At 72.0% G+C, this 12058-nt stretch carries 9 protein-coding genes and 3 pseudogenes; 3 read left to right on the top strand and 9 right to left on the bottom strand.

Annotation, left to right across the window (positions count from 1 at the left end; genetic code table 11):
* Positions 1-81: 81 nt before the first annotated feature.
* On the top strand, positions 82-2370 hold the full coding sequence (locus tag ACGFYU_RS35790; RefSeq protein ID WP_393831483.1) for a tetratricopeptide repeat protein: 2289 nt from the start codon (positions 82-84) through the stop codon (positions 2368-2370).
* A gap of 99 nt (positions 2371-2469) precedes the next feature.
* Positions 2470-2562, top strand: a complete 93-nt coding sequence (locus ACGFYU_RS35785) for a hypothetical protein (protein WP_393831508.1) — start codon at positions 2470-2472, stop codon at positions 2560-2562.
* A 1-nt stretch (position 2563) separates the two neighbouring features.
* Here ACGFYU_RS35785 and ACGFYU_RS35780 read toward each other — a convergent pair whose 3' ends face one another.
* The 9 genes and pseudogenes from ACGFYU_RS35780 to ACGFYU_RS35740 all read right to left on the bottom strand — a co-directional run.
* Positions 2564-5074 (bottom strand): MDR family MFS transporter, encoded by a 2511-nt coding sequence (locus ACGFYU_RS35780; protein WP_393831482.1) that lies wholly within the window; start codon positions 5072-5074, stop codon positions 2564-2566.
* 144 nt (positions 5075-5218) lie between these two features.
* Positions 5219-5554, bottom strand: coding sequence for an ArsR/SmtB family transcription factor (locus tag ACGFYU_RS35775; RefSeq protein WP_393831481.1), 336 nt, complete (start codon positions 5552-5554; stop codon positions 5219-5221).
* A gap of 151 nt (positions 5555-5705) precedes the next feature.
* Positions 5706-6131 (bottom strand): ATP-binding protein, encoded by a 426-nt coding sequence (locus ACGFYU_RS35770; RefSeq protein WP_393831480.1) that lies wholly within the window; start codon positions 6129-6131, stop codon positions 5706-5708.
* Entirely contained in the window at positions 6128-6550 is a 423-nt protein-coding gene (locus ACGFYU_RS35765) for a pyridoxamine 5'-phosphate oxidase family protein (protein ID WP_393831479.1), read from the bottom strand. Before ACGFYU_RS35765 ends, ACGFYU_RS35770 begins: the two co-directional genes overlap by 4 nt.
* Complete coding sequence (locus ACGFYU_RS35760; protein ID WP_393831507.1) at positions 6547-8202, bottom strand: SulP family inorganic anion transporter; 1656 nt, start codon at positions 8200-8202, stop codon at positions 6547-6549. The genes ACGFYU_RS35765 and ACGFYU_RS35760 overlap by 4 nt, the downstream gene beginning before the upstream one ends.
* A 74-nt stretch (positions 8203-8276) precedes the next feature.
* A pseudogene (locus ACGFYU_RS35755) lies at positions 8277-8483 on the bottom strand (transcriptional regulator); the annotation flags it as partial.
* A gap of 211 nt (positions 8484-8694) precedes the next feature.
* Positions 8695-9771 carry a polyprenyl synthetase family protein gene (locus ACGFYU_RS35750; protein ID WP_393831478.1) on the bottom strand — a complete coding sequence of 359 codons (1077 nt, stop codon included), beginning with the start codon at positions 9769-9771 and terminating at the stop codon, positions 8695-8697.
* Positions 9772-9961: 190 nt separating this feature from the next.
* Entirely contained in the window at positions 9962-10612 is a 651-nt protein-coding gene (locus ACGFYU_RS35745) for a thymidine kinase (RefSeq protein ID WP_393831506.1), read from the bottom strand.
* A 99-nt stretch (positions 10613-10711) separates the two neighbouring features.
* Positions 10712-10915: pseudogene (locus ACGFYU_RS35740) on the bottom strand (hypothetical protein); the annotation flags it as partial.
* Positions 10916-11055: 140 nt separating this feature from the next.
* Between ACGFYU_RS35740 and ACGFYU_RS35735 the strand changes: the two are divergent.
* Positions 11056-12008, top strand: a pseudogene (locus ACGFYU_RS35735) (IS481 family transposase).
* The last annotated feature ends 50 nt before the right edge of the window (positions 12009-12058 follow it).

Genomic DNA, 12058 nt, shown 5'->3' with positions numbered 1-12058 from the left:
GTACCGCACGGGCGAGATGGGGTGGCAGGCCATACGATCCCTCACAGATGTCGTACGGCGACACAGCCGATCGGGGGGTCGATGGATCCGCAGCGCGCACGGTTCTCCGGGTCCGCCGTCGGGCAAGGCCGCGTCTACCAGGCGCAGCGCGACCAGTACATCAGCGAGCACCATCACCACGCCCCCGCTCCGGGCGACTGGATGGGGCCGGTGCCCCACTCGGTGCGGGTGCCGCTGACCGCGGAGCCCGCCACCGCCCTGCGGGACCGCGTGGAGCTCCGCGCGCGGCTGCTGCACTCCGTGACGCACGGTCGCGGCGGGCCGGCGCAGGTGCTCCACGGCATGGCCGGCTGCGGGAAGACCGCGCTGGCCCGGCACGTGTTCACCCGGGCCGTGGAGCACGAGGGGGTCGTCGGGTTCTGGGTCGACGCCTCGTCCGCCGCCTCGCTGCGGTCGTTCATGATCGGCATCGCGGCGGACCGCGGTGCGTCGCCCCCCGAGCTGGAGGCGGCCCATGCCGGCCGCCGCCCTGCCGCCGATCTGGCGTGGGACTGCCTGTCGCGCTCCGCCGAGCCGTGGCTGCTGGTCCTCGACAACGCCGACGAGCCGCACCTGCTCCAGGAGGGCGGCTGGCTGCGGCGCAGTCCGCGCGGCACCGTTCTCGTCACGACCCGCGACACCGCGGCCGAGGTCTGGCGCGGCTGCGACACCCACCCCGTGGGCGTACTCCCGCTCACGGCCGCCGCGCAGGTGCTGTTCGACCTGGCGCCCGACGCGGGGGCACCGGAGGACTTCGAGCGGCTGGCGCACCGGCTGGACCGGCACCCTCTGGCGCTCTCCCTCGCGGGCAACCACCTGCGTCGCCAACTGCTGGAGAGGTGGACCGTGAGCGACTACCTGGAACGGCTTCCCGAGGACCCCAGCGAGCTCCTGGACCAGGCCTCGGACCCCTCCGAGGAGCACGCCCGGGCACGCTTCAGCAGCACCTGGCAGCTGTCCCTCGACGCCCTCGACCGGCAGAACCTGCCGGAGGCGGTCACCCTGCTCCGGCTGCTGTCCTGCCTCGCGCCCCAGCCGGCCACCGTCCCGCTCGGCCTGCTCGCTCCGGCCCGGCTCGACGCGACGGCCCTGCCCGACCTGGACCCGCCGCTGAGGGGTGCCCGCGCCGATGCCGCGCTGCGGGGGCTCGTCGCAACCTCGCTCGTCTCCCTGCTCGACGTGCCCGGGGACCGGGGTCGACCGCCCGTGCGCGGCCTCCAGGCGCACGGGCTGCTCCTGGACACCGTCGCCGGGCGGATGCCGAGGGAAGTCCGCGACGACCTGGTCCGGTCCGCGGCGGGGCTGCTCGAAGCCGCCCTGCCGGACGCGCCGGACGACCAGGACCTGCGGCTCCTGGCACCGCACGCGGTCGCCCTGCTGCGCCGGTCGGACGGTCCGGAGCCCCTCGCGGTGGTCCGGCGCCTGCGCTCCCTGCACTACGAACGCGGCCGGTTCACCGCCGCCCTCGACCTCGCGGTGGCCACGGCACGGTTCAGCCGGCGCCACTTCGGCGGCGGGCACGGCGAGGCCCTCGCGGACGCGTACGAAACCGGCCGCGTGCAGAGCGCGCTCGGACTGTTCGCCGAGGCCGAGGCGACCCTCCGCGATGTCCTCGGCGCACGGGAGGCCCTGCTGGGGGCGGACGATCCACTCACCCTCGACACGGTCCACGCCCTGGGCATCACCCTGTACGGGCTGGGGCGTTGGGCCGAGGACGAACAGCTGCTGCGGCGCGCCCTCGACGGCCGCGAGCGGGTCCTGGGCGGCGCCCATCCGGACACGCTGGACACCCGCGGCCGGCTCGCCGAGGCGGTCGGCGAACTGGGCCGGTGGGAGGAGGCCCGCGCCCTGGCCCGTACCACGCTCGAACGCTCGGAGACCGCCCTCGGGGCCGGCCATCCGAACACGGTGCTCAGCCGCCTCGCCCACGCGTGGGCCGTGGCCGGGCAGGAGAGGTGGGAGGAGGCGGAGCCGCTGGCCCGGCAGACGGTGCGGGCCGCGGAGGAGGTGTTCGGACCCGACCACCCCCGCACCCTGGCGGCCTGCCACCTGCACGCGACGGTCCTGATCCGGCTGCGCCGCCGGCAGGAGGCGGAGGAGACGCTCCGTCACGTCGTCGCGGCGCGCGAGTCGATGCTCGGCGCCGAGCACTCCCACACGCTGTCCGCCCGCACCGATCTCGCGGCCGTCCTGACGGGTAGCGGCCGTGCGCGGGAGGCGAGGGCGGTGGCCCTCGCGGCCCTCGACGGATACGTACGTACACTCGGCCCTGATCACCCCCGCACCGAGCGCTGCCGGGCCGTACTGCGCACCGCCGAGGAGGCTTCGTGAACGACGACTTCGGATTCCGCTGGCACAAGAGCACGTACAGCGGCGAGACCAACGGCTGCCTGGAGTTGCGTACCCCCCCCCCAACGCGGCAAGACCCGTATACGTGACTCGAAGGACCTGACCCGGCGCCCGCTGACCTGCACCACGGAGAGCTGGATGACCTTCGTGGCGTCGGTCGTCGCCGTCGACTAGCTCACCAGCTCGCCTTGTGCACCGGAGCCGGCGCGCCCTGGGGAGCCTTGGTGGTGATCAGCAGGCCGGCGAGCAGGCCCCCGAGCAGCAGGGCGCCGATTCCCCACCAGAGGGTGTCGGTGTGGCCGGGCAGCACCGCGCTGAGGATCGGCCCGGAGATCCATTCCCCGTCACGGCTCAGGCGGGCGGTGATGGCGCTGCTGAGCAGCACCGCGCCGATCAGCCCGCCGAGGTTCTGGGCCACGGTGACGGTCGCCGAGACGGCGCCGGAGTACTGCGGGGCGGCGCCGTCGGTCGCGGTCGCGAAGACCGGCATGAAGGCGAGGCCGATGCCGAAGCCGGTGAGGAGCATGCCGGGCAGTACGTGGGCCATGTAGGTGCCGTGGGGTTCGAGGCCGGTCAGGAGCAGCAGCCCGAGGGCCGCGACCACCAGGCCCGCGACGATCAGGACGCGGGGCGCGACGCGGTGCAGCATACGGGCGGAGACCTGGGTGGAGCCGATGACGACCGTGGCGGCGAGGGGTACGAAGGCCAATCCGATGCTGAGCGGGGAGTAGCCCAAGACGCTCTGCAGGTAGAAGACCAGCGCCGAGAACGCGGTGGCGGCGCCGACGCCGGCCAGGAACAGGGCGAGGACGCCCCCGACGCGGTCGCGGCCCCTGACGGTCGACGGCGGACCGGACGGGCCCGGCGTCCTGGCGTACGCCCACAGGAAGCCCCCGAGCAGGCCCGCGCCCGCCACCAAGAGGACCAGGATCACGAGGTCGGTCCAGCCGCGCCGGTCGGCTTCGCTGAGGCCGTAGATGACGGCGGCGAGCCCGGTGGTGCCGAGCAGCATCCACACCAGGCCGAGCACGTCGAGGCCGACTCCAGTGGGTCCCGGGCGGTCGCGCAGCAGGGTGATCGCGCCGATCAGGGCGATCACGGCGATGAGGGTGCCGCCGTACAGGAAGCCGCGCCAGCCCAGGAACTCCAGGAGCCATCCGCCCACGAGCAGCGCGAACGCCGATCCGCCGCCGGCGATCGCGGCGTAGATCCCGAAGGCCCGGCGGCGTTCCCCGGGATCGGTGAAGCCGCCGACGACCAGTGCGAGTGCCGACGGTGTCACCAGAGCGGCGAACACGCCCTGGAAGGCGCGCGCGGTGATCAGCACGACGGGGGCGCCGGCCGAGCCTGCGACAGCGGATGCCCCCGCGCATCCGGCCAGGCCGATGATCAGAGCGAGCCTGTGCCCCACACGGTCGGCGAGGCGCCCCCCGATCAGCAGCAGGCAACCGAAGGTGAACACGTAGACCCTGAGCATCCAGCTCAGACCGCCGGAGTCCATGTGCAGGTCCGCCTGGATGGACGGCGCCGCCACGCTGAAGTTCGTCGCTTCGAGCAGCACCATCAACTGGGCCAGGGCGATGACGGCCAGCCCCCACCACCGCCTGGGGTGCGGGGAGTCCGTGACCGGAGGCGGACCGAAGCCCTGTCCGGGGGCGGAGTACACCGGGGCCGTCGGAGCGTACGCGGGGGGCGGCGGGGGCAGTGGCTGCGGCTGGGCGAGCGGCGCGACACGGGGGTCCGGCTGCGGTGCGGCGGCCTTCTCCAGGGAGGGCCCGGCGGGCGGTTCGGGTGCGAAGTCGAGCAACTGAGCGGCATGACGCCCGAGTTGAGCGAGTACCACACCCGGCAGCCATTCCGCGGCCTGATCCGTAGCCGTACGCGCGGCGATCTCCCGGGGCGTGGGCCGCTTGGCGGGGTCCTTGTCCAGACACGCGCGTACGAGGTCGACCAGCGGCTCCGGTACGCCGGTCAGGTCCGCCTCCTCCTCGGCGACCCGGAAGAGGTGGGCGTTGAGCCCGGTGTCCGTCGCACCGAACAGCATCCGCCCGGTGGCGGCGTAGACGAGGACGGCACCCAGGCAGAAGACATCGCTGGCGGGGGTGAGTTCGAGGCCGCGGGCCTGTTCCGGCGACATGAAGCCGGGCGATCCGATGAGCATGCCGGTGCGGGTGTGCAGGCTGTCCCCGCCGAGGCTGTCCATCGCCCGGGCGATCCCGAAGTCGATGACGCGCGGGCCGTCGACGGTGACCAGGACATTGGACGGCTTGAGGTCCCGGTGGATCAGGCCCGCCTCGTGCACGGCCTGAAGGGCGAGGGCGAGCCGGTTGGCGAGGGTGTGGACCGAGTGCTCGGGCAGCGGCCCGAAGTCCTGGGCGACCACGGTCTGCAGGTCGGGCCCCGGAATGTACTGGGTCGCCACCCAGGGCACGGCGGCCTCGGGGTCCGCGTCGAGCACGTCCGCCGTCCAACTCCCGCCCACCCGCCGGGCGGCGGCCACTTCCCGGGCGAAGCGCGAACGGAACTCCGGGTGCCCTGCGTGCTCGGCCTGGACGACCTTCACGGCGACGGTCCGCCCGCCCTCGGACCGGCCCAGATAGACCAGGCCCATGCCGCCCGCCCCCAGCCGGGCGATCAGTCGGTACGGGCCTATGCGGGCCGGGTCTCCGGCGATCAACTGATCCACGGCAGCAAGATAGTCCAGCAATCCGACCAGCGCAGGGAGCGGCCGCCTTCCGGTGTCAGAAGCGCAGGTGAACCCGCACTAACGGAAGACGGCCGCCGTACATGGGGCGCGGACCGGGTCGGGCCCGCGCCGCGATCGCGCTGCCTAGGTGGGGCCGGTGGCGCGGAGGTCGGCCAGCAGTTCGGCCTGGCCTTCCAGAACGCCTGAGAGGATGCCGCGGGCGACCCGCAGGAGCTCGGCGATCTGGGGGTGGGTGAGCTTGTAGTACACCTTCGAGCCCTCGCGGCGGGTGACCACCAGGTTGGCCTTGCGCAGGACGGCCAACTGCTGGGAGAGGCTCGCGGCCTCCACCCCGACCTCCGGCAGCATCTCGGCGACCGCGTGCTCGCGTACGGACAGGAGTTCCAGGACGCGGATGCGGACCGGGTGCCCCAGCGTTTTGAAGAACTCCGCCTTGAGCTGGTACAGCGGTGTGCTCACCTGGGTACCCCTGTCGCGACTGCCCATCTCATCCAACCGGAACCGTTCCTTCGCAGGGGCATCGTTCGCCCCTCTTCACACCTTGCGACCTCCACAATTGCAGATCCCTGCAACTCCTGGGACCTGGCGGGGCACCTTCGTGACGTTCGACTCACAGGGGAAGGGTGATCCAGATGGCCTTGCCACGCCCATCCGCATCCGCCCGTACGACGGCGGTGCCGCCGAGCTCCATCGTCATTTCCACCACCATGGCCAGGCCGCTCCCCGGGGCGCCTGCGAGCGCCCCGAACAGGGCGGGCCGGTAGGGGTGGCGGTCATGGACGGCGAACGCGAACGCACCCTGCCCGTGCGCGTAGGTGACCGTGATGATCGGGGACAGGGCGGCGGCATGGCGGACCGCGTTGGTCACCAGCTCCGCCAGGATCAGCAGCGCCGGACCGACACTCGGATGGCGAAGCCCCACCCCGCACTCCACGAGGACCAGCTCAGTGGTCTCCCGGGCGATGCGCACGGCCGAGCCCATGGCCGGTACGTCCAGCACGTGCCGATAGGGCATCACCTCGACCTGGACGCTCACCGGCCCGCCCCCGAAACCGTGCGGGCCAGGCGGAACCCCGACACCTGCTGTGGGTGCAGGCGCAACAGGGTGTCGTGCGGACCATGGGACCAGCCGGACAGGGTACGGCGGTAGTGGGCGGCCTCGTCCGGGTTGCCGATGACGTCGGCCGGGCCGTGGGCGGTCACCGTCCAGCCGGTGCCGGCCGGGCTGTTGATCTCGTCGACCTGGTAGGTCAGGAGGGACCGGCCCAGCACGGCAGCCGACTGGACGGGGGCGCGGACGACGAGGCGCCCGTACTCCATGACGTGCGCGGCGGGGCGGACCATGGCCGTCTCGCGCTGGAGGTAGATCAGGCGGCCCTCGGCGGAGCCTTCGAGGAGCCAGAGGGCCTCGGTGCCGGAGACCTCGATCAGGCGGCGGTCGGCGGGGACGGTCATCGTGCGGCCTTCCGGATGCGGTGCGGTCGGTGATGCGTACGGGGCAGCAGGCCCGCCTGCTCCAGGTGCTTTCGCGCCCCGGCGATCGCCTCGGGGGTGGTGGCGTACTCGCGGCCTTCCAGGCGCAGCAGCTCCAGCGCGCCGACCGCATCGAGGGCCTGACGCTGGCCCGGCCGGATACCGGAGGTCATCACGGCGATGCCGCGCCGGTTCAGTTTCTCCACCGCGTCCTTCAGGACGAGCGCGCCGGTGGCGTCCAGGGTCGTGACGCGGGACATGCGCAGGACGACCACCTTCACGTCGGCGACCTCGGAGAGTTCGAGGAGGAAGCGGTGCGCACCGGCGAAGAAGAGGGGTCCGTCGATGCGGTAGGCCACGATGTGCTCCGCGAGCAGGGCGCGTTCCTCGTCGCTGTGCTCCCCGGGCAGGTCCGGGCGGAAGTCGATCTGCTCCATCCGGGCCTGGCTCGCCACCGCCTTCAAGGCGAGGGCGCCCGCGACGACGAGGCCGGTGATCACGGCGTACACGAGGTCGAGTACCAGCGTGGCAGTGGCGGTCAGGACGAGGACGACCGCGTCGGAGCGGGTCGCCCTCGCCATCGCGCGCAGCGAGCCGACCTCCACCATCCGGATCGCCGTCGCCAGGAGCACCCCCGCGAGCGCGGCGAGGGGGATCTTCGAGACGAGGGGGGCCGCGGCGAACACGATCACGGCGAGCACCGCGGCGTGCGTGAGGGCGGCGAGCCGGGAGGCGGCTCCGGTGCGGACGTTGACCGCGGTCCGGGCGATGGCGGCGGTGGCGGGGACACCGCCGAACAGCGGGGCGGCCAGGTTGGCGACGCCCTGCCCGAACAACTCCTTGTCCGGGTCGTGCTTCTGCCCCACCGTCATCCCGTCCGCCACGGTCGCTGACAGCAGGGACTCCAGCGCGGCGAGCGCCGCGACAGCGACTGCCGGGGCCAGCAGAGAGCCGAAGGCGGAGGCGTCGAGGAAGGCGAGGGACGGGGCGGGGAGCCCTGAGGGGAGATCCCCGATGGGGGCCGCCGCGTCGAGGTGCAAGAGCCGCGCGATCACGGTCGCGGCGATCACCGCGAGGATCGAGAAGGGGATCGTCGGCTTCCACCGGGAGCCGGCCAGCATCACCGCCGCGACACCCACGGAGAGGCCGGTCGCGGTCCAGTTCGGGAAGGCCACGAACTCCACGAGCGCCCGCCAGGCCACGAGCAGGACCTTCTCACCCTCAGGCTTGGCCACCCCGAGCGCGCCCGGTATCTGCTGGAGGCCGATCACGCACGCGATCCCGAGGGTGAACCCCTCCACCACCGGCGCCGGCACGTACCGCATGTACCGGCCGGCCCGCAGCAGGGCGAGACCGATCAGGAGCACGCCGGCCATCAGGCCGACGGTGAGGACGCCGCCGGGTCCGTACTGGGCGACGATCGGCACCAGGACCACCGTCATGGCACCGGTCGGTCCGGACACCTGGAGGTTCGACCCGCCGAACAGCGCGGCCAGCGCACCCGCGACCACGGCGGTGGCCAGCCCCGCCTCCGCGCCCAGCCCGGAGGAAAGCCCGAACCCGAGCGCGAGGGGGAGCGCGACGATCGCCACGGTGAGTCCGGCGAGGAGGTCGCGGCGGGGGCTGCGGGCCATGACCACGTAGTCGGCCCGCGCCGGCAGCACCGAACGCACCCGGGCCAGCACGGCCGCCGGCGCGGCGTTCACGCTCACGAGGCCGGAACCTCGGACTCGCGGAGTTCCTCCAGCAGCTCGCTCTGCCCCGTCAGGACCTCGGTCAGGATCCGCCGCGCCGCACTCATCAGCTCCGCGACGTCCCCGCACGCCGGCTCGTACACGACGGTCGAGCCGTCACGGGTCGAGGTGACGATCCCCGAACGTCGCAGAACCGCGAGCTGTTGCGCCTGATACAGCGGAACCGGCATGGCCTCGCACCCTTCGGTTTGGTGCTGTGCCCGCGGCTACCTACGGGCACAGCACCCACAGCATCTATGAAATTGCAGACTTCTGCAATTCGATGATTCTGCGAGTCGAGACCTGCGGGGCCCCGAGGCCGGCGGGGCGGGCAAGCGAAGCGACGTCTACTACGGCGTTGCGGCGCTGAAGCCGAACCCCGCAGAGCCCATTTCAGTGAGTGCGGTCGAGGGCGGTCCGCGCAGTGGTGGTCAGCAGCTCGATGGCGGGTGCGGGGAGCTCGGCGTCGATGAGGGCCTGGACGGCCGTGCGCAGGCGGTCGGTGATGTCCTGCTCGATGGCGGTCACGGCGCCGGTGTCGCGGAAGAGGGAGCGCAGGATGCCCGCGCCTTCCTCGTCGAGGTCGGGCCGTCCGTAGAGGCGGTGGAAGACGGCGCTCTGGTCGGGGGTGGCGCGCTGGAGGGCTTCGGCGGCCAGCGGGGTGGGCTTCCCCTCACGCAGGTCGTCGAGGTTGGGTTTGCCGGTGACGGCGGGGTCGCCGTAGACGCCGAGGAGGTCGTCGCGGAGCTGGTACGCCTCGCCGATGGCGGTCCCGAAAGCGGCGTAGGCGTCGAGGAGGGGTTTCTCGGCACCGGTGAGGAGGGCGCCGGCCAGGAGCGGGGGCTTGAACATGATCAGGCCGGTCTTGTAGTGGGAGACCTGGCGGCAGCGCGCGGCGTTGAAGGAACGCTGTGCCTGGAGGACGAGTTCGAGGTGTTCACCGTGGGTGCCGTCGAGAAGCATCTGGTCGGTGACGGCCTTGATGGCGGCGGCCTGGGCTCGGTTGGTTACGGCTTGGTCGACGAGCTGGCCGGCCCATCCCCAGCAGCGGTTGGCACACAGGTGGGCGACGGCTGCGCCGTAGCGGTCGGGAAGGCCGCGCCAGTGGGCGCGCGCGTGCCGGGCGCTTACGTGGTGGTGCATGGTGGGCAGGCCGCGGCGGGTGGCGGAGCTGTCGATCACGTCGTCCTGGAGGAGGGCGAAGGCGTGGGTGAGTTCGAGGCTGGCGCCGACGGCAATGACGGCGTGGTCGTCTCCCTTTCCGCCGGCGGCCTGCCATCCGCGGTAGGCGAAGGCGGCCCTCATGCGTTTCCCTCCGGCGAGGAAGCGGGCGAGGTGGGCGAGGGCCTCGTCGAGTTCGGGATGGCCGGACTGCCGGGTGTCAGCGAGGACCTGGAGGGCGGCGGTGACGCGTCTTCGGATCTCGTCGTCCGCTGGTCGGGGGTTTGCGGTTGACGGGGCGTCGGCCATGAAGGCCCCTTCAGTGGTGGGGGGTTTCCCCCTGCCCGGATTTCGTCCGGCAAGATTTGCACGGCGGGAGCATCCGGAGGTAATCCGGTTCGACCAAGCAGCGCAAGCTGAGGAGTTCGCTACGGAACTCCAGTGATTCCGCGGCGAACATGCCCAGTTCCAGGTCGGCTCCGGCCTGCCTGTAGCCCGGTCAGGCGTGGTTGACCGGGAGGACGTCCGGGGAGAGGGCGCCCGCGTGGGCCGTGGCCGAGGTCGTCCGCTTGCGGTGGTGGCGGCGGCAGAGGACCTCGTAGCCGACCTCGGCGGCGGCCTGGTTGACGTCGCCGACCACGACCTGCTCGCCCTCGACGACCATGACACCGCCCACCGTACGGGCGTTGTGCGTGGCCCGGGCGCCGCACCAGCACAGGGCCTCGACCTGGAGCTGTTCGAGGCGGTCCGCCAGCTCGATCAGCCGCTGCGAGCCGGGGAAGAGCTTCGTGCGGAAGTCGGTCGTGATGCCGAAGGCGAAGACGTCCATGTCCAGGTCGTCGACGATCCGGGCCAGTTGGTCGATCTGCTCCGGGGCCAGGAACTGGGCCTCGTCCACGATCACGTAGTCCGCCTTGCCGCCCTTGGACAGCTCGGTGACCAGATGCGCGTACAGGTCCATGCCCTCCGGCGCCTCCACCGCCTCCGTCACCAGCCCGAGCCGGGAGGACAGCTTCCCCTCGCCCGCACGGTCGTCACGGGTGAAGATCACGCCCTGGAGCCCGCGCGCCGACCGGTTGTGGGCGATCTGGAGCGCCAGGGTCCTCTTACTCGGGAATCCACCATTTATCGGTAATCGCACAGCGAGTATTGGGCTCTTTGCGGCTTCCCGGCGACGCTCCCCCAGTGACGGCGGCACGCTCGGCTGCGGTCCAGGCAGAGGCGCAGTACCCAGAGTCATGACGCTCCAGCGCTGGGCGTTGGAGGGGTTGCAGCCATAGAGCCAGAGCTGTCGGCCCGGGGTGGTGTCGAAGTTGCCGAGGTCCACGCACCGGCCGGAGGCCGGGGTGGAGATCGAGCCGTCGGAGCGGGGCAGGAACTTCTGGGACGGGGCCGGAGTGCCACCGCAGGTCCTCAGTTCGAGCAGGGTGAGGTTGGCAGTGCCCGCGTTGGTCGCGTTGACGCACTAGCTGTTCTGTCCCGGAAGGTTGCGGACGGGTGATGCAGGTCTCGGCTGAGGGATCGTGAAATGGATGAGGGCCTTCTGGCCTGGTGTGGATTGCGACATCTGCACCGGCGACCAGAAAGGCCCTCGTGCCCCACCGTAATGCACCCCTGACCGAGACTGGACGTCTGCGTCTGGCCCGTTGTGTGGTCGAGGACGGCCGGCCGCTGCGCCGGGCCGCGGAACGCTTCCAGGTCTCGCCCACCACCGCCCAGCGGTGGGCCGACCGCTACCGAGCCCTGGGCAAGGCGGGGATGGCCGACCGCTCCTCCCGCCCGCACCACAGCCCCCGGCGGACACCGACCCGCGCCGAACGCCGGATCATCAAGGTCCGCGTTTTGCGCCGCTGGGGACCGGCCCGCATCGCGCACCTGCTGGACCTGGTGCCCTCCACCGTCCACCGCGTGCTGACCCGATACGGCCTGGCCCGCCTGACGCATCTGGACCGGGCCACCGGCCGGAACATACGCCGCTACGAACGCGAGAAGCCGGGCGAACTCGTCCATGTCGACATCAAGAAGCTCGGCAACATCCCCGACGGCGGCGGGCACAAGGTCCTGGGCAGGCAAGCAGGCCGAAAGACCCGCAAGAACGCCGGCTACAGCTACCCGCACACCGCCGTCGACGACCACTCCCGCCTCGCCTACAGCGAGATCCACGCCGACGAGCGCAAGGAGACCGCCACCGCCTTCTGGACGCGGGCCCAGGAGTTCTTCACCACTGCCGGGATCACCGTCGAACGGGTCCTTACCGACAACGGCTCCCGCTACCGCTCACGCGACTGGCGCGACGCCCTCGCCCTGGCCGGGATCGCCCACAAGCGAACCCGGCCCTACCGGCCCCAGACCAACGGCAAGGTCGAACGCTTCAACCGCACCTGTTCGACGAATGGGCCTACGCCCGCCCCTACCGGTCAGAGCAGGAACGACGCGACGCGTTCCCCGGCTGGCTGCACACCTACAATCACCACCGCGGACACACCGCGCTCGCAGGCAAACCACCCGCCGGCCGCGTCCCCAACCTCACAGGGCAATACACCTAGTCGCCCTGATGTCCGACGCGGTGTACGCGCGCACGGGGCGGGACCGTACC

The organism is Streptomyces sp. NPDC048337 (assembly GCF_043201175.1).
Taxonomy (GTDB): domain Bacteria; phylum Actinomycetota; class Actinomycetes; order Streptomycetales; family Streptomycetaceae; genus Streptomyces.
Note: the sequence above shows the minus strand (reverse complement) of the source record. Positions and strands in the feature narration are given on the sequence as shown.